This is a genomic window from Micromonospora sp. NPDC047762 (assembly GCF_043204655.1).
Lineage (GTDB): Bacteria > Actinomycetota > Actinomycetes > Mycobacteriales > Micromonosporaceae > Micromonospora.
This window is the reverse complement of sequence record NZ_JBIDCQ010000003.1, coordinates 392,406-416,231: the sequence shown is the minus strand read 5'-3', so window position 1 is coordinate 416,231 and position 23,826 is coordinate 392,406. Positions and strand designations below refer to the sequence as shown.

The following is a 23,826-nucleotide window of genomic DNA, read 5'->3' as shown; positions in this document are numbered from 1 at the left end:
TACGGAGCTACCCCCGATCGGCCGGATTAACCTGTACCGCGCGCCTGCACACCCGCACCCGCCGGTGTGCTCCGGCACATCCGTTCGCGCCGCGGCCCTCGTCGACCGCAGGATGGGCGTATGTCAATGACCCTCGCCGTGCCGGTGACCGTCTCCATCGCCCGCCGCGTCGATCCCGGCCGGGCCAGCGAGATGGTGGCCTGGATGCGGGCCGGCACGGCGCTGGCCGAGGCGTTCCCCGGGTTTCTCGGCGCCGGCTGGGTGCAGAGCGGGCCCGGTTCGCCGGAGTGGCACATGCTCTACCGCTTCGCCGACGCCGAGACGCTGCGCCGGTGGGAGGAGTCGCCGCAGCGGCACTGGTGGCTCAGCTCGGCGCAGGGCATCGTCGAGCACACCCGGGTGGAGCGGCGTACCGGGATCGAGGGCTGGTTCGACAGGCCGCTGGAGCACTCGGTGGACCCGGTGGAGTTGGCCCCGCCCCCGCCCCCGTCGCCGCCCCGCTGGAAGCAGGCGGTGACCATCTGGCTGGCGTTCTTTCCCCTGAGCCTGACCGCCACCCTGCTGACGAGCCGCTTCCTCGACGCGGTGCCGCTGGCGGCCCGGGTGCTGCTGATGACGCTCTGCCTGACCCCGCTGATGACCTATCTGGTGCTGCCTCGGATCACCCGGGCGTTGCACTGGTGGCTGCACGGTCAACGGGCACCGTGGCGGGACGCATAGCACCCCTACGGCTTCCGCGTCGGCACTCTGCCGCATACCCGACAGCAACTTCCCGGTCAACCGCATCCTGCGCATAGAGTTACCGCGCTGTCGCTCTGTGCTGCGGGAACGGGAGACGTCATGCCTCGACGCTGGGTCGCCGCACTGGCCTGTCTCGCGGCGCTGGTCGCACTGGCCTGCGAGGGCGGCAATTCCGCGGAGCCCCGCCCCACCACGAGCGGCAGGCCGTCGACCGGGCCCGGCGGCATCGCCGCTCTCGGCGACTCGATCAGCACCGGCTTCGCCTCCTGCCTGGTGCTCACCTCCTGCGAGCGCAACTCCTGGTCGACCGGGGACGGGCTGCGGGTGCAGAGCCACTACCGGCGGCTGCTCGAACAGAATTCGGCGATCCGCGACCGGACGTACAACCATGCCCGTCCCGGCGCCCGCGCGGACGCCCTCGTCGGTCAGGCCCAGGCAGCGGTACGCGACCGCGCCGACTACGTCACAGTGCTGATCGGCGCCAACGACGTCTGTCGGGGTGGGGTGGACGCGATGACACCGGTGGCGCAGTTCCGGGCCGACGTCGACAAAGGGCTGCAGGTCCTGCGGACCGGCCGGCCCAAGGCCCGGGTGCTGGTGGTGAGCATCCCCGACCTGTACCGGCTCTGGGAGGTCGGGCACGACGACGAACGGGCCATCCGCGCGTGGCGGCGGGGCATCTGCCCGGCCCTGCTCGCCGAGGCGACCTCGACCGCACCCGCCGACCGGGCGCGCCGGGCCGCCGTCCGGGAGCGGATCGACGCCTACAACGCCGAGTTGAAGGCGGCCTGCCGGGCGTACGGATCACGGTGCCGGCACGACGGCGGCGCGTTGCACAAGGTCCGGTTCACCCTGGACCTGCTCAACCCGCTGGACTGGTTCCACCCCAACGCCACCGGCCAGGGCCGCATCGCCGAGGTGACCTGGCGCTCCTCCGGCCTGGCCAGCTGACGGCCCGGACGGGCCGTCAGGGTTGGCGCGGCTCCGGGACGCCGTTGCCGCGGGAGCCGTAGAGCGCCCGGGACCGCTGGGCGAGATCCTTTGTGGCCGACGAATTGGCCCAGGTGCCGAGCACGATTGCCGCACCGGGCACGATCTTGGCGACCATCCGTTTCGCGGCCCGGACGCCGGCCATCTGGGCCAGCCGGACGCCGAGTTGCAACATGACCCGACCCAGCGGACGCTGGCCGCCCAGGCCGAAGAGCGCGTCGGCGCGTTCCCGCCCGGCGGCCACGCCGAGCGCCAGCCTGGCGCTCTCGGCGACCTTGTGCACCCGCTGGAGCACCAACAGGTCGGTGGCCCGGTCGCTGTGCAGGGGGTCGACGCCGTACGCGGCGGCGATGTGCAGGGCCATCCGCGCCTGGGTCCAGGCCAGCACGCCCACGTCGATCACCGCGCCGGGGAGCCCGGCCGCGCCGGAGACCGCGCCGGACAGTCGGGCCAGGTTGACGAACTTGCGGGCCGCCTGGTCGGCCAGGGCGTCGGCGGAAACGCCGGGCTGCTCGGCACGGGCCCGGGCTGCCCACTGCGCGGCTTCCGGCCCCAGGCGCCGCACCGCCTCCAGGGCAAGGTGCTCCGGCGCGTACTGCGGGTCGTCACGCATCCGGTCCCAGAGCCGGGCCGGCGGACCCTCGGGGGCGTCCACCGGCCCGGCCGGCAGGTCGACGGACGGCTGCGGAGTAGGGACGGCGGGCTGACCGCCGACGGGCGGGGTGTCGGTCACCAGGTCTCCCCAGGGGTGGAAACGGTGGACAGGGCGGCCGATGGAACGGTCAGCGGCGGCGGTTGGACAGCCGGGCCGCCAACCCCTTCAGCTTCTGCTGGTTGCCCGGCTTGGCCATCTCCCGACGACCTCGCTCCACCAACTGCTGCCCCTTCGGCGATCTCAGGAACGTGGTGATCCGCTGCATCAGTGACATGGCGTCCTCCTGTCGATGGTCCCGTAGTCATGTGTACCCCGAACCTGCAACACATGTACCCGGGATCCGACAGCCTCAACCCTGACCGTCCATAGTGGGCGGTAGGTTACCGCCCCGCCGGCACGATGGCGTCAACGACCCGGGTGGCCCGCCACTCGTGCTGCTGATAGTGCTCGGGGTACGCGGAGACCTGCACCGCCTGGGCGGCGTCGGTGAGCCGCATCCGCTGCCAGCCGGGCACCTGCTCCAGCGCGCTGAGGAACTGCCGGGTGGCGAACTCGGGGTCCATCAGCCGCCCCACCGGGCCCCAGCCGCTGCTGGAACGCTGCTGGAACAACCCGACCGAGTCGTGGTCCCAGCCGACGCCCTGGTGCGGATAGTCCTGCGACTCGGGCAGCACGCCACTGGCCACGTTGTAGAGGTTGCTCTCCTGCATGGCGGTGGCCACCGCGATCACCAGACCCCGGCGCGGCACCCCCATCTTGCGGCCGGTACTGACGATCGCCTCGGCGTTCTCCATCTGGTCCTCGTCCAGCCCGGCGACGGGCGCCGGGTCGGTCGGGCGAGCCGGGGCGACCTTGCGGGCCGGCGCGCTGGTGTCCGGATCGGCGGGGCTCGCCGCGGCGGACTGGGCGGCGGCGGAGGCGCTCGGGGCGACCGTGCGGTCGAGGGAACGGGAGGCGCGCTGCTGCTCGGCGCGCTGCGCCAGCTCGGAGCTGGAGAGCGATCCACTCCGGGTCGCCGCGTCGGCGTCCTCGTTACGAACCTGGACGACGGCGGTCAGACCGAGGCAGCACACCACACCGGTGGCCAGCGCCAGCTGTGCCCGGCGTCGACCGGTCAGGTCCCGGGCGTACGCCCGGAGCCGGGTCGCGGCGGTTGTCCGTTCGGCTGAGGTGCCATCCTCCGTATCGGCAGTGGGGCTGCTCGGGGCGTACGGGTCGTCGAGGGTGCCGTCGTCACGCATCAACCGAGGCTAGGCAGGTGGAAACCCCGATCACGCACGGTGATCACGTGGCGCTCGACACAGATCGGAGCCGTACTGGTGGACGACGCGGGCGGGGTGACCCGCCCGGGGAACGGACCTCGCGTACCGGATGAAGCTGGCGCCGCACGCGGACCGGCACGGGCCAGGACGGGAGCGAACATTCCACCCCTGAGCCCGACATGATCGACAAACTCGGCCTTTGGGCCGAACCGCCCCTCGGCCGATCGGCCACGAGGCTCGGCCCGGTGGCGTAAACAGACGATTGGTCCGGTCACGCCCACCACCCGGCCAACGGATCGCCCGACGAAGGAATGCGCCAGGATGGCGGGTACGTTGCCCGAACGGGTGCCCTCCATCGCGACGGCACTCCGCAAGCACATTTCAGGGAGGTCCGCACCGGTGCTCGACCCACACGAGCTCTACCAGCTCACCGACGATCTGCCCGACCTCGGGCAGCCGGTCCTCATCCAGGCCCTCACCGGGTTCGTGGACGCCGGAAACGCCAGCCGACTGGCGCGTGAGCAGCTGCTCACCTCGCTGGAGGGTCGGCCGATCGCCACGTTCGACGTCGATCAGCTCTTCGACTACCGGTCGCGACGACCGGTGATGACCTTCGTCGAGGACCACTGGGAGAGCGTCGACGCGCCCAAGCTGGAGCTGCACCTGCTGCAGGACGACGACGAGACCCCGTTCCTGCTGCTCACCGGCCCGGAACCAGACCTCCAGTGGGAGCGTTTCGTGGCCGCCGTGGCCGGGCTCGCCGCCCGGCTGGACGTCCGGCTCACAGTGGGGCTCAACTCGATCCCGATGGCGGTCCCGCACACCCGGCCGACCGGGGTGACAGCGCACGCCACCCGCCCCGAGCTGATCGCCGGCTACGAGCCGTGGTTGCAACGCGTCCAGGTGCCCGGCAGCGTCGGTCACCTGCTGGAGTTCCGCCTCGGCGAACAGGGCCGCGACGCGCTGGGCTTCGCCGCCCACGTGCCGCACTACGTGGCGCAGACCGAATACCCGGCAGCCGCCGAGGTGCTGCTCACCTCCGTGTCGCGCAGCACCGGGCTGCTGCTGCCCGGCGACGGGCTGCGCTCGGCCGCCGAGGTGGTCCGGGTGGAGATCGACAGGCAGGTGGCGCAGACCGAGGACGCCGCGGCCCTGGTCCAGGCTCTGGAGGAGCAGTACGACGCGTTCGCCCGAGGTCGGGGCGAGAAGAGCCTGCTCGCCCCTGATGCTGGCCCACTGCCCACCGCTGACGAACTCGGCGCCGAACTGGAGCGGTTCCTGGCCGAACAGACCCGTCCCGGCGACACCCCGGCCGGCTGACCCGGCGTCGCGGCGGCGAATGCGGCAGGCTGGGGGCATGCGCCTGGCGACCTGGAACGTCAACTCGGTGAAGGCCCGCCTACCCCGGCTGCTGGAGTGGCTGGCCGACAGCGGGCCGGACGTCGTCTGCCTTCAGGAGACGAAGTGCCCCGACGGCGCCTTCCCGGTCGCCGAGGTCGGCGCGCTGGGCTACACCGTGGCCAGCCACAGCGACGGCCGGTGGAACGGGGTGGCCATCCTGTCCCGGGTCGGGCTGGACGACGTCCGGGTCGGGTTCGCCGACGAGCCCGGCTTCCCCGAGCCCGAGGCCCGGGCCATCTCGGCCACCTGCGACGGGGTGCGGGTCTGGTCGGTGTACGTGCCCAACGGCCGGACGCCGGAAGACCCGCACTACGCGTACAAGTTGGCCTGGTTCGCGGCGCTACGCGACGCGCTGGACGCGGAGCTGGCCGGCGGCCTGCCGCTGGCGGTCTGCGGCGACTTCAACGTCGCCCCGACCGACGCCGACGTCTGGGACCCGGCGGTCTTCACCCACTCCACGCACGTCACCCCGGCCGAGCGGGCAGCCCTCGCGGCGCTGCGCGACCTGGGCCTCAGCGACGTCGTGCCCACCCCGATGAAGGGCCCGCACCCCTACACCTACTGGGACTACCGGGCCGGCATGTTCCACCAGAACAAGGGCATGAGAATCGACCTGGTGTACGCGTCCGCGCCGTTCGCCCGAGCGGTCCGCTCCGCGTACGTGGACCGGGAGGCCCGCAAGGGCAAGGGCCCCTCCGACCACGCCCCGATCGTGGTCGACGCTGATCTGGTGCCCGCGATCGAGACGTTCTGAGCTTGGCTAGGGTGGGCAGATGGCAGTCGTGAAGATCAACGCAATCGACGTCCCGCCCGGTGGCGGCGCGGAGTTGGAGAAGCGGTTCGCCGCCCGGGCCGGCACTGTGGAGAACTCCCCCGGTTTCCTCGGCTTCGAACTCCTCCGCCCGGTGGCCGGCGAGACCCGCTACTTCGTCTACACGAAGTGGGAGAGCGAAGAAGCGTTCCAGGCGTGGGCCGCCGGCCCGTCGCGCGCCGCCCACGCCGCCGCCCCCGGCGACAAGCCCCGTCCCCCGGTCTCCACCGGTGCCAGCCTGCTGGAGTTCGAGGTGGCGCTGCACGTCCCCCAGCCCTGAGCGACGGCCACGTCTCACGGAATGAGGAGGGCCTTGCCCGGGATCGAGCGCGCCTCCATCGCGCGGTGAGCCTCAGCCGCGGCAGACAGTGGGTACTCGCGTGCGATCACCGGGCGTATCCGCCCCTCCACCGCCTCGGTCAGGGCCCTGCCCGCGAGCCGCACCATCTCCGGCGCCTTGAACTGAACGTCAGCAATGCCGTACAGATCGATGCCGCGCGCCTGCGAACTCGACAGATCCATCGTGGCGAACTCGCCACTCGCCGCCCCATGGGCCGAGACCCGCCCGCCGTCGGCCACCAGATGAAAGGCGTCGCTGCCGAGTTTTCCCCCGACACCGTCCAGCAGCACATCGACAGACAGACCGCCAAGGGCTTCGCGTACCGCGTCGGTCCATCCGTCACCCGCGTAGTCGACGACAGCGTCGGCGCCGAGCCGTCGTACCAGTGTGAGCTTGTCCGCGCCACGGGCCGCTCCCACGACCTGCGCACCGAGACGGTGTGCGAGCTGGACGAGCAGCGTTCCCATGCCGCCCGCGGCCCCCAGGATCAGAACCCGGTCGCCCGGCTTGACGCCGACACCGTCGATGATGCCCATGGCGGTCACGCCGTCGTGTGCGAGAGCAGCCGCTTCCCGCAGGCTCAGTCCGTCGGGGACCGGCACCAGCCGGTCGACGCTCGCCCGAACCAGTTCAGCGTATGAACCCCGCGTCCCGGCACCCGCAACGACCTGGCGGCCAAGCCAGGACGCAGAGACGCCTGGACCGGTGGAGACCACCGTTCCCGCCGCTGCGCCGCCCGGCACGTATGGCGGGGTGACACCGAACATCTCACCCCAGCCACCGCGGATCTGAGTCTCAAGGTAGATCGTGTCCACGGCCGCGGCCCGAACGATGACCTCCCCCTCCTCGGCCTGCGGATCGGGCAGGTCCACCAGGTTCAGGACCTCTGGACCCCCGTACTCAGAAACCTGGATCGCCCGCACGCTTGTCTCCGATCAGCCGCGGTCCCGTGCTTCGGATCCGCTTCCATACCTCGTGTCAGCGACGCTAGGACCTGAATGCTGGTTGAAGTCAAGTCGCGCCGGACCGGCTGTCACCGTTGATAGCGTCGAGGCAGACCGAGCGGTAGTCGACCACCAGTCGCCCTGCCAGCCATTCCACGCCGTTCGTTCAGGGCGCATCCCAAGTAGCGGGGAGCCCTGGTCATGTTCGACGGTTTCGAAGAGTTCGACATCGACACACCCGGCGCGAGGATCCACGGGCGCCGAGGCGGAAGCGGGCCGCCCGTTCTGCTGCTGCACGGCATTCCCGAGACGCACCTCATGTGGCACCAGGTCGCGCCACGGCTCGCCGAGAAGTACACAGTCGTCGTCACCGACCTGCGGGGCTGGGGCGACAGTGGCAAACCGCCGAGCACAGCGGATCACGAGCCGTACAGCATGCGCTCGATTGCCCGCGACCAGGTCGAGGTGATGCGGAGCCTGGGTCACGAGCGGTTCCGGCTCGTCGGTCACGATCGGGGGGCCCGCTGCGCGTACCGGCTCGCGCTTGACGAACCGGACGTCGTCACCCGACTGGCCGTCATGGACGTGGTGCCCATCGGGGACGTCTACGACCGCGCCGACCGGACGTTCAGCCTCTCCTACTGGGTCTGGTCCTTCCTGGCCGCACCGGCGCCGGTGCCCGAGCGGTTCATCGACGCGGCGCCCACGGTGCTCGTCGACTTCATGCTCGACACCTGGCCCGACGTGAAGGACGCCTTCCCGCCCGAGGTGCGGGCGGCGTACGTCAAGCAGTTCAGCGACTCCGCGACGGTGCACGCGATCTGCGAGGAGTTCCGCGCCGCCGCGACGCTCGACTACCAGCACGACGAGGCGGACCGGGGAAACCGGAAGATCACCTGCCCGGTGCTGTTCCTCTGGAGCCGCCAGGGCCAGGTCGCGAAGCTCTACGACGACCCGCTCGCGATCTGGCGGGAGTGGGCCGACGACGTACGCGGCGAGCCGGTCGGAGTCGGGCACTTCATCCCGGAGGAAGCCCCCGACGAGACCACCCGCCAGCTGCTGGCCTTCCTGAACTGACGCCAGCCTGATCTGTGGGCGCCGCCGCCGCTTGATCCACCAGCGGGGCCCACGGGCGTGCGGCCCTGGCCGGCCTGGCCGGGGCGTCTCAGGGCTTGCGGGAGGACTGGAGGGTGGCAAAGGCGATCACGTTGTCGGCGTAGCCGGTGCGTCCACCGATGAACTGGCCGCCGCAGGTGATCAACCGCAGCCCGGCGGGGCCGTCGTGGCCGTAGATGCGCTCGGCGGGCAACTGGTCCTTCGGGAAGTGCTCCACGGTGTCGACCTTGAAGATCACCGTCGACCGGTCCGCGCGGGCGACCTCGACCAGGTCGCCTGGCTTGAGCTTGCCCAGGTCGTAGAAGACCGACGGGCCGCTCTTCGTGTCCACGTGCCCGACGATCACCGCAGGGCCCGGCTCACCGGGCGTGGGCCCCCGGTCGTACCAGCCGGTCTCGTTGTGCCGTTCCAACGGCGGTACGGCGATCGAGCCGTCCCGTGCCTGCCCGACGGGCGCCACCGGCGCGGTCACCTTGATCGCCGGCACCGAGAGGCGCACCGGGCGACTGGCCGACAGCCCGACCGACTCACGGCGGGCCGGTTGGTCACCGCCGGTCGGGGCCAGGTCGAACGGGCCGACCGAACGGCCCAGCCCCGCCCCGGTGGCGAAGACGCCGGCCAACACCAACACCACAGCCAACGGTATGGACCAGGGGCTGCGCCCCGACGGCCGACTACGCCGGGGGGCGACGGCGGTCGGCGGACGCGCGGCCACCGACGGGCGGTCGGGGTCTGGCGGGCGCTGAGGCCGCGACGAGCGCTCGGGACCTGGCGGGCGGTCGGAGCCCGGCCAACCGTCGTCCAACGGCAGCCGGACGTCATCGGGTGGCGAGGCGGGGCGGCCGGCGAACGGCTGGCGGGCAGCGGCCGGCGGCGAGGCAGGACGACCAGGCGACGGCGGGCGTGAACCGGCCGGTGGCGGCGTGGGGCGGAAGATCGTCATGGCAGCCTCAGCGACGCACGGCGGCTCGGGGACGACGCAGCGCCATCACGGCGAGGACCAGCCCGGTGATGATCAGTGCCGCGCCGCCGGGCAGCAGCAGCTTGCCGGTGATCCCGCCGCTGCTCCCACCGAACCCGGTCGCCGGACCCCGACTCGGCTGGACGGGGACCTTCTTGACCACCTGGAGCATTGTCGAGGCGGTCTCGCCGTCGCGGCACTCCAGCTTGACCCGGTAGTTGCCGGGGCGGGTGCGCTCGCGGACCATCGGCGCGGCGGTGAGCACCCCACGCTGCGGCTGCACCCCGACCGCCCCGAAGGCATCGGAGACCACCGTGGCGCCCACCGAGTTGTCCCGACAACTGGCCCGGATGCCGACCAGGTATCCGGGCTGCACCGTGCTGGGGCTCACCTCGACGAAGATGTCCACCGCCGGAGTTGGTTGGGGAGCTCCGCCGGGCGGCCCTCCGGGCTGCGGCGCTGGCGCGACGGCAGCCGCCCGCTCAGGCGCGGCGAGGGCGGGCGCGGCGGCGAGCAGGGGGCCGGCCAGCACGGTCACCAGCGACAGCGTCACAACGCCGCGGGTCACTGTCACGATGCCCCCTCTCGACGCCGTACGGCCGTGTCGGGCAGCGGAGCAGCCGACCTGCCGTACCAGTTGGATCCTCTCATTTCCGGTCGCACATCACATCCGATCCGCTGGCGGCGTCGCGTACGCTCGTTTTGCTGTGACCGCCACCGACCATGACCCCGCCGTCCTGCCCGCGAGCCGGACGATCCGCACGTTCCACCCCCGCCGGGGTCGGATGAGCGACCGGCAGACCGACGCGCTGAGCCGGCTCTGGCCCGCGTACGGCCTGGATGTGCCGGACGGGCCTGTGCTGCCCGTCGACCTGGCCGACCTGTTCGGTCGCCGGGCGCCCGTGGTGCTGGAGATCGGCTCGGGCATGGGCGACACCACCGCTGCGATGGCTGCCGCCGACCCGGATCGAGATTATCTGGCGGTCGAGGTGCACACGCCGGGAATCGCCAACCTGCTGCACCTGGTGGAGCGCGGTGGCCTGCGCAACGTACGGGTGGCGGAGGGCGACGCGTTGTCCCTGGTCAACGGCTTGCCCGAGGGTGTGTTGGATGCCGTGCACGTCTTCTTCCCGGACCCGTGGCCGAAGTCCCGCCACCACAAGCGGCGGATCATCCAGCCGACGCACGTGGCGCTGCTGCGGTCCCGGCTGCGCCCCGGCGGGATGCTGCACTGCGCGACGGACTGGGCCGAGTACGCCGAGGCGATGCGGGTGACCCTCGACGCGGACCCGGAGCTGGTCGACGCGTACGGCGGCTTCGCGCCACGGCCGGCGCACCGACCGGTGACGAAGTTCGAACGTCGGGCGATCACTGCCGGTCGGCCGGTCGCCGACCTGTTGTACCGCCGACGGTGACCGACGAAACGCCCGAACCGGCACGCGGCAGGACGTTCGGGATGCCCGGACGGGGGTCCGGTGCGGACCGGGTTGGCGTACCGGGGCATGATCCAGGCACCATGGACAGGCTATGACGCTCACCGCCGCGCTGCCGACAAGCGCCGACCCCGACACCCTCTTCGACGCGTTCGCCGGTTGGGCGAAGGAGCGCGGCCTCGACCTCTACCCCCATCAGGAAGAGGCGGTCATCGAGATCGTCTCCGGCGCCAACCTGATCATGAACACGCCCACCGGCTCGGGTAAGAGCCTGGTGGCGATCGCCGCGCACTTCGCGGCCCTCGCCGACAGCCGGACGACCTTCTACACCGCGCCGATCAAGGCGTTGGTGTCGGAGAAGTTCTTCGCGCTCTGCGAGGTCTTCGGCGCCGAGAACGTCGGCATGCTCACCGGCGACGCCAGTGTCAACGCGGACGCCCCGATCATCTGCTGCACCGCGGAGATCCTGGCGAACCTGGCGCTGCGCGAGGGCACCAAGGCCGACGTCGGCCAGGTGATCATGGATGAGTTCCACTTCTACGCCGAGCCCGACCGGGGCTGGGCGTGGCAGGTGCCGATCATCGAGCTGCCGCAGGCCCAGTTCATCCTGATGTCCGCCACGCTCGGAGACACCACCCGCTTCGTCGACGACCTGACCCGGCGCACCGGGCGACCCACCGCCGTCGTGCGCACGGCGGAGCGGCCGGTCCCGCTCATCTTCTCGTACGCGATGACGCCGCTGCACGAGACGCTTGAGGAGCTGCTGGAGACCAAGCAGGCCCCGGTGTACGTCGTGCACTTCACCCAGGCGGCCGCGCTGGAACGCGCCCAGGCGCTGACCAGCGTCAACGTCTGCACCCGCGCCGAGAAGGACATGATCGCGGAGGCGATCGGTGGTTTCCGGTTCACCGCCGGCTTCGGCAAGACGCTGTCCCGGCTGGTCCGCCACGGCATCGGCGTGCACCACGCCGGCATGCTGCCCAAGTACCGCCGCCTGGTGGAGACCCTCGCCCAGGCCGGCCTGCTGAAGGTCATCTGCGGCACCGACACCCTCGGCGTCGGCATCAACGTGCCGATCCGCACCGTGCTGTTCACCGGCCTGTCCAAGTACGACGGGGTCCGTACCCGGCTGTTGAAGAACCGGGAGTTCCACCAGATCGCCGGGCGGGCCGGCCGGGCCGGCTACGACACCATCGGCCGGGTCGTCGTGCAGGCCCCCGAGCACGTCATCGACAACGAGAAGGCCCTCGCCAAGGCCGGCGACGACCCGAAGAAGCGACGCAAGGTGGTCCGCAAGAAGCCGCCGGAGGGCTCGATCGGCTGGGGCCAGCCCACCTTCGACCGGCTCGTCGACGCCGAGCCGGAGCCGCTGACCTCCAGCTTCCAGGTCAGCCACTCGATGCTGCTCAACGTCATCGGCCGGCCCGGGGACGCGTTCACCGCGATGCGGCACCTGCTCACCGACAACCACGAGGAGCCCGCCGCGCAGCGCCGGCACATCCGCCGCGCCATCGCCATCTACCGGGCGCTGCGGGCCGGCGGTGTCGTCGAGGAGCTGCCCGAGCCGGACGAGACCGGGCGGCGGATCCGGCTCACCGTCGACCTTCAGCTCGACTTCGCTCTCAACCAGCCGCTCTCCCCCCTCGCGCTGGCCACCATCGAGCTGCTCGACGCCGAGTCCCCGTCGTACGCGCTCGACGTGCTGAGCGTCATCGAGTCGATCCTCGACGACCCGCGGCAGATCCTCTCCGCGCAGCAGTTCAAGGCACGCGGCGAGGCGGTCGCCGCGATGAAGGCCGAGGGCATCGAGTACGAGGCGCGCCTCGAACTGCTCGACGAGGTGACCCACCCGAAGCCCCTGGCCGAGCTGCTGGAGGCCGCGTACGAGATGTACCGGCAGGGGCACCCCTGGGTGGCCGACCACCAGCTCTCCCCCAAGGCCGTCGTCCGCGACATGTACGAGCGGGCAATGACCTTCACCGAGTACGTGCAGTTCTACGGGCTGACCCGCTCGGAAGGTCTCGTCCTGCGCTATCTGGCCGACGCGTACAAGACGCTGCGCCAGACAGTGCCCGAGGACGCCAAGACCGAGGAGTTGATCGACCTCATCGAGTGGTTGGGCGAGCTGGTCCGCCAGGTCGACTCCAGCCTCATCGACGAGTGGGAACGGCTGCGCAACCCGTCCGACGTTGCCGAGGTCGCTCAGGCGCACGCCGCCCTGACCGATCGGCCACCGGCGGTGACCCGCAACGCGCGGGCGTTCCGGGTGCTGGTGCGCAACGCGCTGTTCCGGCGCGTCGAGTTGGCCGCGCTACGCCGCTGGGACCTGCTCGCCGAGTTGGACGCCGAGGACGGCTGGGACTACGACGCGTGGGCCGACGCCCTGGCGCCGTACTTCGAGTCGTACGACTCGATCGGGGTCGGTCCGGACGCCCGCGGTCCGGCGCTGCTCATGATCGAGCAGGGCCGGGAGCGGTGGACCGTGCGGCAGATCTTCGACGACCCGGACGGCGACCACGACTGGGGCATCAGCGCCGAGATCGACCTGGTGGCCTCGGACGAGGTCGGCGCGGCGGTCGTCCGGATCACCGACGTCGGCCAGCTCTGAGGTGTCGATCGGCGCGGTGCCGACCGGCGGCGCCCGACCGAGGGCCAAACAGGGCCGGGGTACGCCGGGCGGCCACGTCCTCGATCCAGCCGAACAGCAGCACCGCCCCGGCGGCCAGTAGGCACACCCCGGTCAGTCGCAGCGCGATCGAGGCCACCGAGTTGTACGGGAGCACCGGCGCGAGCAGCAGGAACATCCCGAGACTGGCCGGGATGTGCCACAGGTAGATGGTGACCGCCCGGGCGTTGACCACCCGGAGCACGGCACCCAGCGGCCAGCCGACCGGACGGGGCCGCACTCTCAGCAGCACGGCGACGAGCGCCATCGACCACAGTGTGGTGCCACCCGCGATGTGGTTGAGGTCGACGGCCCGGCCGGTCACCATGGCGGCCACCACCCAGGTGCCGCCCACCCCGGCGAGGCCGGCCACGAGGCAGCCGTACCAGCGCCACGGGACGCGGTGCAGCAGCCGATCATGGTGGGCGAAGCCCAGCAGCCAGCAGGACAGGTAGGCGGCGACGAAGTAGCCGGCGTGCACATTGCTGAGATGCATCCCGACCGGCAGCGCGGTGGCGACGGCGATGCTGGGCCACGGCCAGCGGCGAAACAGCCACAGCAGCACCGGCGAGAGCAGCACCAACCACAGATAGGTGACGACGTACCAGAGCCCGATGTGGAACACCCAGGCCCAGGAATGTCCGCCCACCGGTGGCACCCGCAGGGGTAGCACCCACCAGAGCAGTTCAGCCCAGCCGGCCACGCCATTCGGCAGCGGACGCCACCCGACGGAGAGCACCACCAGTGCGATCGCGCCGAACGCCCAGTACGGCAGCAGCAGCCGGCGCAGCCGCCGGAGTACGGCCGGCGGACCGTGCCGGTCGAGTGACGCCGCCATCAACGAACCGGCGATGCCGAACATCAGACCCATCGCCGGCACCAGCAGGCTCAACCAGATCCAACCGGTGACGTGGAAGATCACGACGCGGACCAGGGCGATCGTCCGCAGCAGGTCAAGGTAGCGGTCCCGGCCATCTGCGGGGTCGGCGGACTGGACGGCGCGCACCGCCGTACCCCTACCAGGGATGACGACCCTGGACGCCTCACCGATGACCACAACGCACAATAACGTCACAACTCGGACAAAGTTCGCGGCATCGCGAACTCGAGTAACGGGAGCGTCCGGCAGCGGGCGGGCTGTCCCTCCGATCAGCCAGCGCCCCCCGACAGACAACCCGCCGGACGTCAGGATCCCCGAGGGAACCACCATTCGCGCGGATCTTGGATTGGCCGCTGAGGACGGTGTTCTATCGAAGAACGAGCAGGTCGAGTGCGTCGATGACTGGGCCGGATTCGGTTTGGGCGGCGAGGTGGAGTCGAGCCAGACCGGCGGCGTACTCGTTGTTGGTGATCAGTTGTAGGGGCGTGTGTGCTTCCCGGCGCATGGTGGCCGCGACGTCACGAAGCGACGGCGCCGTGGTCTGCGGGACCTGTTCGAGTGAGATCGTCGTGAAGCCAGCGGCGGCGAAAGCCGCTTCGACGTCGTGCACGCTGGGGTAGGTGTTCAACACGCGGATGGCCTCGGGAAAGAAGCGGAACAGCGTGATTGCGTGGTGGCGGCCAGCGAAGGCGGAGCGGATCAGCACCGGCCCGCCGGGACGCAGCACGCGGCGCAGCTCACGTGCGGCAGCGGTCAGGTCCGGCACGTGGTGGATGACTGTGGACAGCCAGGCCGCGTCGACGCTTCCAGCCGCCAGCGGGACGTTGGCGGCGTCTCCGGCCAGGGCCTGAGGGTGCAGGCACCGGGCTCGCATGGCTTCGGCCGGCTCGACGGCGACAACGTCGATGCCGTCGTACCAGTCGGTGAAGGTCTGCGCCCACGCGCCGGTGCCCGCGCCGAGGTCGAGCAGGCGGGTGCCGGGCTGAGGGTTGAGGTGGCGGGTCACCGCTTCACGCCAGCCGGCGAGTGACTGGTCGGACAAGTGACGGGTGGCCTCGAACGCTGCCGCGTCGTGGCTGTTGTAGGCGATGCGAGCCATGTCACTGACCCAACCGCTTCCGTGCCGGCTGCGGCAAGGATGGATGCGGTGATTCACATTCGGCAGTTCGCCTGGGCGGATTACGACGGCGTCACCGAGGTGTGGAAATCGTAGGGCCGTGACGCGCTGCGCCGCGCGGAGCTTGCGGCGGACCAACGACGCTGACAAGAGGGTCCGCCCGCCGTCCGGATGCCTCGTGGCGCTCCGATCGGCTGCCATCGGCTGGGCGGCGGGAGCGATCGCTGCCACGCCGTTGCCAACGCCCCGTGGACAGGCCACCTTCGGCTGGACCGGATACGGGCAAATCGTCTGGTTGGCAGGAGGCGGCGATCCCCTCAACTTTGCTGGGCAATGTCAGACCTGTCGATTAGAATGTATGTACTAATCAAGATCCTGACCTGGGAGGACGCCCGTGACCGCGCCCGCCTCCACGCCCCTCACCCCCTACGCGACACTGCTCGGTTTCACCCGCTACGTCGACCGCACCGGCCCCACCAAGGCGACCTTCGTGGGCGGGCTGCGCAAGCAGCGCGCCAGCCGGTCCGGCTTCAACCCGCACGGCCAGTTCGTCAAGGCACTCAAGGCCGACATCGCCTTCCACACCGGTGGCACCCACCTGGCCGGGGTGGCCGACATCGTCAAGCCACGATGGCGCCCGCTCTACCAGGCGCTCGTCCCCGGCGCCACGACCTGGCTTCGCTCCCTCGGCGAGCCGGCCGCCGTCGATCTCGCCCAGACCCGCGACGCCCTGGCCATGCTGGGTGACCTGCCCGTCAAGATCAACCCCCACTTCGGGGTACGCCACGCCGACGGCCGCGCCGAAGCGGTCCGCCTGCACTTCGACGAGGCCCCACCGAGTGAGGAATCGGTGCTCGCCACCCTGCACCTGATGGCCCGACACATGGACGCGGTGCTCCCGCACGCCGAGCCGGTCCTGGTAGACGTCCGCCGCGGCCTGGCCCACCGCATGCCCACCGACGCCAAGCCCGACCAGATCGAACGATGGCTCTCCGGCGAAGCCGCCGCCTTCCGCGCCATCTGGTCCACCGCCGCCTGACCCACCCCCGACCTCCACGTCCCACCCCCGCACCCCACCCGCTCCCGCGACCCACGTCCGCCTGAGGCCGACGCGCTCCGTGCGCCCGCCCGGCAAGATCGCGCTCGATCCAGGATGTAGTGGCCTCCGCTTCTCGGGAGGCCACTACATCCGTGTTCGAGCGCGATCATGGGGATAACGACGCGCATCGACGCCGGTGTGTTGACTGTGGTTATCCACAGGGGCAGCGTGACGCGAAGAGGTTCGGCCAGTCTGAGGCCCATGCCGAAAGCTCCTCGTCGGCCGCCGCAGTTGCGGGGCCGGGTCTTCCGTGGCTCGACCGCCGTCTCGCGAGGCCTCCTGACCCGCAATGAGCTACGCAGCTCGGCGTGGCGACCGCTCTTCCGCGACGTCTACGCCGATGCCCACATCGCAGTCACCCACACGATCAGATGCACCGCCATCGGACGTTGGCTGGTCCCGCCCGGTGCGGCCATCGCAGGGCGCGCTGCGGCCGGCCTTTACGGATGCGCGAAGCCGAGCGCGAGCGATCCGGTCGACGTCCTCGTTCCCACCGCCACCCGGATCGGCCCGACCGCCGACATCCGGGTCCACCACGGAGAGATCGACTCCGGCGACACCGTGGTCCGGGCCGGGGTCACGGTGACCAGCCCAGCGCGTACCTGCCGGGACCTGGCCCGTTGGCTCGATGTGATCGAGGCGGTGGTCGTCATCGACGCCATGCTGGCCAACCGGCTGACGACCACGCCAGCCCTGCGCGAGTACGCGCTGAGCCGGGCCGGTCGACGCGGCTGGCGATCGCTGCTACGCGCGGTCGACCTGGCCGACGCGGGCGCGGAGTCTCCTCAGGAGTCCCGCACCCGGGTCGGGCTGGTGCTCGCCGGCCTGCCGAGGCCGGAGACGCAGTGGGTCGTGGCCGAGCAGGGCCGATTCGTTGCCCGCCTGGACCTGGCCTGGCCGCAGTTCAAGGTCGCGGTGGAGTACGACGGACTCTGGCACGACGATCCTGAGCAGTTCCATCGAGACCGCCAACGCCTCAACCGACTGCTCGGCGGCGACTGGATCGTGCTGCACCTGACCGCCAAGCGCCTCCGAGACGACTTTGGCGGGTTCCTCGCCGAGGTCCGGGCCGCCCTACGGGCACGCTCGAACTCCCCCGGTGAGGGATGATCGCCCTCGAACATGGATGTAGTGGCCTCCCTACACGGGGAGGCCACTACACCCTGGATCGAGCACGATCATGAGCCGGCGCCCGCGAACGCACGCCTCGCGCGGATGGCGCTGGGGGGTCAGGCGGCGGGGAGGTACTTGGTCAGGTCGTCGAGGATCTTGTTGGCGGCGCCGACGCCGATGCCGGTCATCCAGACCTCGTCGGAGACCGGATACGCCTTGCCGGCCTTGACCGCGCCGAGGCCCTTCCACAGCGTCCCGCCGGAGACCTTGGTCTGCTCGGCGGCGGCCTTGTCGCCGTACGCGGTCACGAAGATGACGTCACCGTCGACCTCGTTGATCCGCTCGGGGCTGACCAGGTCGAAGCGCTTGTCCTCCTTGTTGGCGAGCAGCTGCCGCTCGGGGCGGCCCAGGCCGGTGTCGCCGATGACGATGCCGGAGAACGAGTCCGGCCCGTACACCCGGATGTTGCCGGGCAGGAACCGCACGATGGAGACCTTGCGCGCGGCGGCGTCGCCGAGCGTCGCGCCGAAGTCCTTGGCCCGCTTCTCGTACGTGGCGAGCAGATCCTTTGCCTGCTGCTCGCGGCCGAGCGCCTTGCCGTCGAGGAGGAGGTTGTCCTTCCAGGTGATGCCCACCTTGTCGGTGAACACGGTCGGCGCGATGGCGGCCAGCTCGTCGTAGAACTTCTCCTGGCGGAACTTGCTGCCGAGGATGAGGTCCGGCTTCAGCGCGTTGATCGCCTCCAGGTCGGGCTCGGTGAGCACCCCGACCTCCTTGATGCCGGCGAGCTTGTCCGCGCCGAAGTACGTGGGCCAGCTCTTCGCCTCACCGGCGGTGGCCGCACCGACGGGCGTGATGCCCAGCGAGAGCGCCGTGTCGATCTTGTCGGTGTCGAGCACGACGACGCGCTTGGGCTCGGCCGGGACCTTGGTGGTGCCCATGGCGTGGGTGATCTCCCGGGTCTCCCCGGTGGTGGAGCCGGCGACCGGGTCGCTCTCACCGCAGGCGGTGAGGCCGGCGCCGAGGGCGACGGCCGCGGCGAGAGCTGCGACGAGACGACGCATCAGAGTCCTTTCGAGGGGTGCGAGCCGGCGAGCGGGTTGGCCGCGTCGCCGGTGGCGGGTCGGGCGTCCGGTACGGACGCCGTCGACGAATCGGGGTCCTTGGCGCCGGCGGACGCGTCGACCGGGTCACCCGGGACCAGAGCGTTGCCTCCGGTGTAGGCGGGCACCACCAGGGGTGCGCCCGTCACCGGGCAGGGCACGACCACGCAGGCCAGCCCGAAGACGTCGCGGACCAGGTCGGCGGTGAGGATCTCCCGGGGCGGGCCGGCGGCGACCACTGCGCCGGCGCGCATGGCGACCAGGTGGTCGGCGTAGCGGGCGGCCTGGTTCAGGTCGTGCAGCACGGCCACCACGGTGCGGCCACGCTCGGAGCGCAGCCGGTGTAGGAGATCCAGCACCTCCACCTGGTGAGCCAGGTCGAGGAAGGTGGTCGGCTCGTCCAGCAGCAGGGCGTCGGTGTCCTGGGCCAGTGTCATGGCGATCCACACCCGTTGCCGCTGACCGCCGGAGAGGCTGTCCACCGGTCGGTCGGCCAGGTCGGTGACGTCGGCGAGGGCCATCGCCTGGTCCACCGCGGCGCCGTCCTCCGACGACCACTGCCGCCACCACCGCTGGTAGGGCTGTCGGCCGCGCCCGACCAGGTCCGCCACAGTGACGCCCTCGGGCACCAGTGGGCTCTGCGGCAGGACGCCGAGGCGGCGGGCGACCTCCCGGGTCGGCAGTTCGCGGATGGCGGTGCCGTCGAGCAGCACGGTGCCTCGGCGGGGGGTGAGCAGCCGGGCCATCGTGCGCAGCAGGGTGGACTTGCCGCACGCGTTGGGTCCGACGATCACGGTGAAGGCGTCGGTGGGCAGGTCGAGGTCGAGCCCGTCGAGCACGGTCCGCTCGTCGTAGCCGGCGACCAGGTCGCGGGTGGAGAGCATCACACGACTCCTTGAGGCGTCACGACGACCGCCGCCGGCCGCGCAGCAGCAGGAAGATCAGGTACGGGCCGCCGATCGCGGCGGTCAGCACACCGGCGGGTAGCTGGGTGGGTGCGAACAGGCGCCGGCCGGCCAGGTCGGCCAGCACCAGCAGGAGGGCGCCGAGCAGCGCCGCGCAGACCAGCGGTGGTCGTTCGGCGCGTACCAGGCGACGGGCCACCTGCGGGGCGACCAGCGCCACGAAGTCGACGGCGCCGACCTGGGCGGTGACCATCGCGGCGACGAGAACACCGGTGCCGGCGAGGCCGACCCGGCGGGCCACCGGACGCAGCCCGACTCCCCGGGCGGTGTCGTCGTCCAGGGCGGTGCTGTTCAGCGCCCAGCCGGCCCAGGCCAGCACCGGCAGCAGCACCAGCAGTGTGCCGGCGATCCAGGCGGCCTCGGTCCAGCCCTTGCCGGCCAGGGTGCCGATCAGCCAGATCTGCGCGCGCAGCCCGTCGATCGGGTCGGCGGTGAGCATGACCACCTCGGTGAGCGCCCGGAAGCCGAACGCGACAGCCACCCCGGCGAGCACGAACCGCTGCGCGGCCAGCCCGTGCCGGGCGCCGAGGGCGAACAGCAGCACCGCCGCGAGCAGCCCGCCCACCAGCGCGGTGGGCGCCACCAGCACCGCGGCCATTCCGCTGGTCAGGGCCACTGTCGCGGCGAGACCGGCACCCTGGGTGATGCCGATGACGTCCGGGCTCGCGAGTGGGTTGCGGGCCACGCTCTGGATCAGCGTGCCGGCCACGCCGAAGGCGGCGCCGGCCACGGCCGCCAGCACGACCCGGGGCAGCCGCAGGTCAAAGACCACGAGGTCGTACGGGGTGCCAGCTCCGGAGAGGGCACGCAGCACGTCGGCCGGGGCGACGTACGGGGTGCCCAGCGAGAGGCTGAGCACGACGGCCAGCAGGAGCAGCACGGTCAGCACGGCGGCCACCAGCACCGCGCGTCGGCGGATCAGCAGGCTGACCGGGCCGATCCGCAGCAGCGACCGCCCCGCAAGCCGGGCCTGCCCGGCCGGCTCGGCGAGCCCGATCGGGCTCGCCGGGCGGGGCGGGTCGGTGGGGTCCGGGGGGCGCTGGGTGGTGGTCACGCTGTCACCACCCGGGCGCGGCGGACCAGGACGGCCAGCAGTGGCGCGCCGATCAGCGCGGTGACGATCCCGGCCGGGATTTCGCCGGGCGGAGCGACGAGCCGACCGGCGATGTCGGCGGCGAGCAGCAGCGCCGGGCCGAGCAGGGCGGAGACGGCGAGGGTCCAGCGGTGGTCGGCGCCGACCAGGGCACGGGCCAGGTGCGGCACGGCCAGCCCGACGAACGCGACAGGTCCGGCGGCGGCCACCGCGGCGCCGGTCAGCAGCACGGCGGCGAGGCCACCACCGAGGCGGACCAGGCCGATGCGGTGGCCGAGGCCACGGGCCACGTCGTCGCCGAGGGCCAGCGCGTCCAGGCCCCGCGCCACCAGGGCGGCGAGCACCAATCCGACGATGACGAACGGCAGCACCTGCGCGGCGACCGACAGGTCCCGTCCGGCCAGCCCGCCGACCACCCAGAAGCGGTACTCCTCGAAGGTGCGGGCGTCGATGCTGAGCAGCGCGTACACCCCGGAGGCCAGGCTGGCGTCGAGCGCCGCGCCGACCAGCGCGAGGGTGACCGGGCTGGCGCCCTCGCGGGCGCGGGTGGCGATGGCGAAGACCAGCAGCCCGGCGATCAGAGCCCCGGCGATGCCGAACCAGACGTACCCGGCGAGCGTGCCGACGCCGAAGACGGAGATCGCGAGCACCACCCCGAACGACGCGCCCGCGCTGATGCCGAGGATGCGCGGCTCGGCGAGGGGGTTGCGGGTGAGCGCCTGGAACAGCACCCCGGCCACGGCGAGCGCGAGCCCGACAGCGAGACCGAGCGCGGTCCGGGGCATCCGCAGCTCCCGGACGATGGTGCTGGCGTCGCTGCCGTCCGGCGCGACGAGCGCGTGCCAGACCTGGTCGACGCCGAGTTGTCGGCTGCCGAGCGCGAAGCTGGCCAGCACGGTGAGCAGCAGCACCAGCGCGGCCCCGGCGGTGACTGTCACCCGACGCCCGGTGCGGGTGCTGGTCCGACCACGGGTCGGCCGGCTGGCGAGGGCGGTCACGAATCTCCTGCACGATCGGGCTTAGGTTCGCCTAACCTTAGCCGACCTGCGAAAAGGCGCCTAACCGGCGTCCGTCGATGCCGTACCCGGCACCTCCGGCACGCCCCGTGGCGACTCCGGCACGTCACGCGAGCCGCCGTCCCCGGCCGCCGCGCCGCCGCGCGGCAGGACGTTGAGTGGCCGCATCATCTCGTTGTCCTCGTGCTCCAGCAGGTGGCAGTGCCAGGCGAAGCGACCCGGCAGGTCGAAGCGCGCCTTGATGCGGGTCACCTCCCACGGGTACGCGAGCACCGTGTCCAGCCACCCCCGGTCCCCCGGGCCGGGCAGCGACCGCCCCGAGTGTCCCCGGCCGAGCAGCTCGAACTGGACCTGGTGCAGGTGGACCGGATGCACGTGCCGGGTGAAGTTGCGCACCTCCCACACCTCGGTGTCGCCGAGCGACGGCTGCTCGGTCACCGGGTCGCTCCAGCGCAACGGCAGACCCCGGCCGCGCTCGTCGAGGACGCCGAGCAGCATGATCATCGAACCGCCGGACATCCGCTCGTTGAGCGACAGTCGGCGTACCCGCTGGGCCTGGCCGAGGCGCGGGTGTGACGGCAGCCGCAACTGCTCCGCTGGCACGCTCGAATCCGCGCCGGCCGCGTCGGTGACCACGAAGCGCAGCACCTGCCCGGTGGTGTGCGGGTCGGCGGGGTCGAAATCCACCCCGGGCCGACCGCCGCCGTACATCCCGTCCGGCCCCTCGTTGACCAGGTACAGCTCGGTGCCGGCCGGCACGTCGGTGAAGTCGACGATCGCGTCGACCCGCTGGGCCGGGCCGAGGGTGACCCGCTCGTGCGGCACCGGCTCGGGCAGGAGACCGCCGTCGCTGCCGATCTGCCATACCGGCAGCACCGGCCGGGCCGGGCGCGCGGTGGCGTGGGCGGCCACGCTGAGCAGCAGGAACCGGCTGTTGCAGCCGTTGAGCAGCCGGAACCGGTAGCGACGGCGCTGGACCGTCAACGAGGGCCAGGTGCGGCCGTTGACGACGATCGTGGAGCCGGAGAAACCGGGCACCCAGGTCGGTGGCCCGTCGCCGCCGCCGGAGTACCTCGTCGGATAGCGCAGCTCACCGTCGGCGGTGAAGCTGCGGTCCTGGATCATCAGCGGAATGTCGTGGTAGGAGGCGTTCGGCGGATCGGCGCGGGTCGGCGCCGGGCCGGGCAGCACTCCCTCCGGCAGCTCGTCCCCACCACCGAGCAGGTAGAACCCGGCGGGCCCGGCGTAGACGTTCTCCCGGGTGAGCCCGAGCGCGTGATCGTGGTACCAGAGGGTGCACGACCGCTGGTCGTTCGCGTACTCGAAGGTGGCCGAGCCCGGCGCCCAGCGCAGGCCGGACCGCTCGGCGAACCGGGACCGGAACTCCCGGTACGCGCTGCCGGACACGGCGAAGTCGGGCGGCAGGTCACGGGCCACCGGCAGGTACCACGCCTCGGAGTGTCCGTCGCTCTCCTGCGTGCTGTGCCCACCGTGCAGATGCACCACCTGGGGCACCGGGCCGCGATAGCCCCGCGGGCTGCCGTCCCACTGCCCGTGGTGGTCCCGGTGCTCGATGCCACCGGCCGGGTTGGCCCAGTGCAGGGTGGGGTCCACCGGCAGCAGGTGCGGCAGGTAGTCGCCCCGGTCGTCGACGAGCTGGTTGACCCAGGTCACCCGTACCGGGCGGCCGACCCGCGCCATGATGGTGGGCGCCGGGTAACCGAAGCTGCCGGGATGGGCGGTGGAGCCGTAACCCCACACCGTGGTGCGCGGCCATGACGGCGGCAGGATCTGCTGGCGGAACTGTCGCACCGCGATCTCGTACGTGTCGCGCTCCGGATCGGTGACCACCGTCGGCATGGCCGGGGGGATCCGCAGCGGCGTGACGTACTTCGGGATGTCCCGGACGTCCAGCGGCGCGACCGCGGCGAGGGCCCGGCCCGAGGCCGCCCAGCCCGCTGGGATCAGCGCCGCCGCGCCGCCGGTGGCACCGGCCGCGAGCAGCCGACGTCTGGTGACCATGCCGCACCTCCCAGTCGCTTCGAACCTCGATATGAGAATGAGATTCGCGGACGACCACAGGGCGGACAGATGGCAGATGACACCCATAAGAGGGACATT

23 protein-coding genes are annotated in these 23,826 nt (G+C 71.7%); 10 read left to right on the top strand and 13 right to left on the bottom strand.

The features are described 5' to 3' along the window. Positions 1–120: 120 nt before the first annotated feature. Both ACGF3C_RS12685 and ACGF3C_RS12680 read left to right on the top strand, forming a co-directional pair. The gene (locus ACGF3C_RS12685) at positions 121–720 is read left to right on the top strand and encodes an antibiotic biosynthesis monooxygenase (RefSeq protein WP_357230715.1); all 600 of its coding nucleotides are present in this window, start codon (positions 121–123) and stop codon (positions 718–720) included. Between the two features lie 120 nt (positions 721–840). Then, positions 841–1,692, top strand: coding sequence for a GDSL-type esterase/lipase family protein (locus ACGF3C_RS12680; RefSeq protein WP_393221520.1), 852 nt, complete (start codon positions 841–843; stop codon positions 1,690–1,692). 16 nt (positions 1,693–1,708) lie between these two features. On the opposite strand, the gene ACGF3C_RS12675 is transcribed toward ACGF3C_RS12680, so the two are convergent. From ACGF3C_RS12675 to ACGF3C_RS12665, 3 genes are all read right to left on the bottom strand, one after another. Next, a complete protein-coding gene (locus ACGF3C_RS12675; RefSeq protein ID WP_393221517.1) occupies positions 1,709–2,464 on the bottom strand; it encodes an EcsC family protein in 756 nt (251 codons plus the stop codon). Between the two features lie 49 nt (positions 2,465–2,513). Beyond that, positions 2,514–2,660, bottom strand: coding sequence for a hypothetical protein (locus ACGF3C_RS12670; RefSeq protein ID WP_167457721.1), 147 nt, complete (start codon positions 2,658–2,660; stop codon positions 2,514–2,516). Positions 2,661–2,766: 106 nt separating this feature from the next. Then, entirely contained in the window at positions 2,767–3,627 is an 861-nt protein-coding gene (locus ACGF3C_RS12665; RefSeq protein ID WP_393221514.1) for a peptidase M23, read from the bottom strand. 420 nt (positions 3,628–4,047) lie between these two features. Here ACGF3C_RS12665 and ACGF3C_RS12660 point away from each other — a divergent pair, with 420 nt between their 5' ends. The 3 genes from ACGF3C_RS12660 to ACGF3C_RS12650 are packed head-to-tail and all read left to right on the top strand — an operon-like array spanning position 4,048 to position 6,140. Next, positions 4,048–4,968, top strand: a complete 921-nt coding sequence (locus tag ACGF3C_RS12660) for a PAC2 family protein (protein WP_355007182.1) — start codon at positions 4,048–4,050, stop codon at positions 4,966–4,968. Positions 4,969–5,005: 37 nt separating this feature from the next. After that, on the top strand, positions 5,006–5,803 hold the full coding sequence (locus ACGF3C_RS12655) for an exodeoxyribonuclease III (RefSeq protein WP_393221511.1): 798 nt from the start codon (positions 5,006–5,008) through the stop codon (positions 5,801–5,803). A 19-nt stretch (positions 5,804–5,822) separates the two neighbouring features. Further along, the gene (locus ACGF3C_RS12650) at positions 5,823–6,140 is read left to right on the top strand and encodes an antibiotic biosynthesis monooxygenase (protein WP_210781367.1); all 318 of its coding nucleotides are present in this window, start codon (positions 5,823–5,825) and stop codon (positions 6,138–6,140) included. A gap of 14 nt (positions 6,141–6,154) precedes the next feature. Here the strand turns inward: ACGF3C_RS12650 and ACGF3C_RS12645 are convergent, their stop codons facing one another. Beyond that, positions 6,155–7,123, bottom strand: coding sequence for a zinc-binding dehydrogenase (locus tag ACGF3C_RS12645; protein ID WP_393221507.1), 969 nt, complete (start codon positions 7,121–7,123; stop codon positions 6,155–6,157). A gap of 222 nt (positions 7,124–7,345) precedes the next feature. Here ACGF3C_RS12645 and ACGF3C_RS12640 point away from each other — a divergent pair, with 222 nt between their 5' ends. After that, positions 7,346–8,221, top strand: a complete 876-nt coding sequence (locus ACGF3C_RS12640) for an alpha/beta hydrolase (protein WP_357233835.1) — start codon at positions 7,346–7,348, stop codon at positions 8,219–8,221. A gap of 88 nt (positions 8,222–8,309) precedes the next feature. Here ACGF3C_RS12640 and ACGF3C_RS12635 read toward each other — a convergent pair whose 3' ends face one another. Continuing rightward, positions 8,310–8,975, bottom strand: a complete 666-nt coding sequence (locus ACGF3C_RS12635; protein ID WP_393221504.1) for a class F sortase — start codon at positions 8,973–8,975, stop codon at positions 8,310–8,312. Positions 8,976–9,210: 235 nt separating this feature from the next. Next, positions 9,211–9,798 (bottom strand): hypothetical protein, encoded by a 588-nt coding sequence (locus ACGF3C_RS12630; protein ID WP_357231858.1) that lies wholly within the window; start codon positions 9,796–9,798, stop codon positions 9,211–9,213. 130 nt (positions 9,799–9,928) lie between these two features. Between ACGF3C_RS12630 and trmB the strand changes: the two genes are divergently transcribed. Continuing rightward, a complete protein-coding gene (gene trmB, locus ACGF3C_RS12625) occupies positions 9,929–10,636 on the top strand; it encodes a tRNA (guanosine(46)-N7)-methyltransferase TrmB (RefSeq protein ID WP_393221502.1) in 708 nt (235 codons plus the stop codon). 112 nt (positions 10,637–10,748) lie between these two features. Next, the gene (locus ACGF3C_RS12620) at positions 10,749–13,262 is read left to right on the top strand and encodes a DUF3516 domain-containing protein (protein ID WP_357264051.1); all 2,514 of its coding nucleotides are present in this window, start codon (positions 10,749–10,751) and stop codon (positions 13,260–13,262) included. On the opposite strand, the gene ACGF3C_RS12615 is transcribed toward ACGF3C_RS12620, so the two are convergent. Both ACGF3C_RS12615 and ACGF3C_RS12610 read right to left on the bottom strand, forming a co-directional pair. After that, positions 13,240–14,325 carry an acyltransferase family protein gene (locus tag ACGF3C_RS12615; RefSeq protein WP_393221498.1) on the bottom strand — a complete coding sequence of 362 codons (1,086 nt, stop codon included), beginning with the start codon at positions 14,323–14,325 and terminating at the stop codon, positions 13,240–13,242. The genes ACGF3C_RS12620 and ACGF3C_RS12615 overlap by 23 nt on opposite strands. Before the next feature lie 241 nt (positions 14,326–14,566). Further along, a complete protein-coding gene (locus ACGF3C_RS12610; protein ID WP_393221922.1) occupies positions 14,567–15,298 on the bottom strand; it encodes a class I SAM-dependent methyltransferase in 732 nt (243 codons plus the stop codon). A gap of 412 nt (positions 15,299–15,710) precedes the next feature. Here ACGF3C_RS12610 and ACGF3C_RS12605 point away from each other — a divergent pair, with 412 nt between their 5' ends. Next, complete coding sequence (locus tag ACGF3C_RS12605) at positions 15,711–16,355, top strand: hypothetical protein (RefSeq protein ID WP_355007174.1); 645 nt, start codon at positions 15,711–15,713, stop codon at positions 16,353–16,355. Between the two features lie 261 nt (positions 16,356–16,616). Further along, positions 16,617–17,525: an endonuclease domain-containing protein gene (locus tag ACGF3C_RS12600; protein WP_393221495.1), complete on the top strand. Its 909-nt coding sequence runs from the start codon at positions 16,617–16,619 to the stop codon at positions 17,523–17,525. 119 nt (positions 17,526–17,644) lie between these two features. Here ACGF3C_RS12600 and ACGF3C_RS12595 read toward each other — a convergent pair whose 3' ends face one another. Genes ACGF3C_RS12595 through ACGF3C_RS12575 form a run of 5 tightly spaced genes read right to left on the bottom strand, consistent with a single transcriptional unit; the run spans position 17,645 to position 23,727 of the window. Continuing rightward, the gene (locus ACGF3C_RS12595) at positions 17,645–18,592 is read right to left on the bottom strand and encodes an iron-siderophore ABC transporter substrate-binding protein (protein WP_357208448.1); all 948 of its coding nucleotides are present in this window, start codon (positions 18,590–18,592) and stop codon (positions 17,645–17,647) included. Beyond that, entirely contained in the window at positions 18,592–19,515 is a 924-nt protein-coding gene (locus ACGF3C_RS12590; RefSeq protein WP_357233712.1) for an ABC transporter ATP-binding protein, read from the bottom strand. Before ACGF3C_RS12590 ends, ACGF3C_RS12595 begins: the two co-directional genes overlap by 1 nt. 19 nt (positions 19,516–19,534) lie before the next feature. Continuing rightward, on the bottom strand, positions 19,535–20,650 hold the full coding sequence (locus ACGF3C_RS12585; protein ID WP_393221491.1) for a FecCD family ABC transporter permease: 1,116 nt from the start codon (positions 20,648–20,650) through the stop codon (positions 19,535–19,537). Further along, on the bottom strand, positions 20,647–21,687 hold the full coding sequence (locus ACGF3C_RS12580) for an iron ABC transporter permease (protein WP_357233505.1): 1,041 nt from the start codon (positions 21,685–21,687) through the stop codon (positions 20,647–20,649). Before ACGF3C_RS12580 ends, ACGF3C_RS12585 begins: the two co-directional genes overlap by 4 nt. A gap of 60 nt (positions 21,688–21,747) precedes the next feature. Beyond that, a complete protein-coding gene (locus ACGF3C_RS12575) occupies positions 21,748–23,727 on the bottom strand; it encodes a multicopper oxidase family protein (RefSeq protein ID WP_393221488.1) in 1,980 nt (659 codons plus the stop codon). Positions 23,728–23,826 lie beyond the last annotated feature (99 nt).

Excerpts from the sequence above, each read along its gene's own strand:
- ACGF3C_RS12685 (WP_357230715.1), top strand. The coding sequence starts at position 121 with ATGTCAATGACCCTCGCCGTGCCGGTGACCGTCTCCATCGCCCGCCGC.
- ACGF3C_RS12680 (WP_393221520.1), top strand. The coding sequence starts at position 841 with ATGCCTCGACGCTGGGTCGCCGCACTGGCCTGTCTCGCGGCGCTGGTC.
- ACGF3C_RS12670 (WP_167457721.1), bottom strand. The coding sequence starts at position 2,660 with ATGTCACTGATGCAGCGGATCACCACGTTCCTGAGATCGCCGAAGGGG.
- ACGF3C_RS12665 (WP_393221514.1), bottom strand. The coding sequence starts at position 3,627 with ATGCGTGACGACGGCACCCTCGACGACCCGTACGCCCCGAGCAGCCCC.
- ACGF3C_RS12655 (WP_393221511.1), top strand. The coding sequence starts at position 5,006 with ATGCGCCTGGCGACCTGGAACGTCAACTCGGTGAAGGCCCGCCTACCC.
- ACGF3C_RS12650 (WP_210781367.1), top strand. The coding sequence starts at position 5,823 with ATGGCAGTCGTGAAGATCAACGCAATCGACGTCCCGCCCGGTGGCGGC.
- ACGF3C_RS12640 (WP_357233835.1), top strand. The coding sequence starts at position 7,346 with ATGTTCGACGGTTTCGAAGAGTTCGACATCGACACACCCGGCGCGAGG.
- ACGF3C_RS12620 (WP_357264051.1), top strand. The coding sequence starts at position 10,749 with ATGACGCTCACCGCCGCGCTGCCGACAAGCGCCGACCCCGACACCCTC.
- ACGF3C_RS12610 (WP_393221922.1), bottom strand. The coding sequence starts at position 15,298 with ATGGCTCGCATCGCCTACAACAGCCACGACGCGGCAGCGTTCGAGGCC.
- ACGF3C_RS12600 (WP_393221495.1), top strand. The coding sequence starts at position 16,617 with ATGCCGAAAGCTCCTCGTCGGCCGCCGCAGTTGCGGGGCCGGGTCTTC.
- ACGF3C_RS12595 (WP_357208448.1), bottom strand. The coding sequence starts at position 18,592 with ATGCGTCGTCTCGTCGCAGCTCTCGCCGCGGCCGTCGCCCTCGGCGCC.
- ACGF3C_RS12590 (WP_357233712.1), bottom strand. The coding sequence starts at position 19,515 with ATGCTCTCCACCCGCGACCTGGTCGCCGGCTACGACGAGCGGACCGTG.
- ACGF3C_RS12575 (WP_393221488.1), bottom strand. The coding sequence starts at position 23,727 with ATGGTCACCAGACGTCGGCTGCTCGCGGCCGGTGCCACCGGCGGCGCG.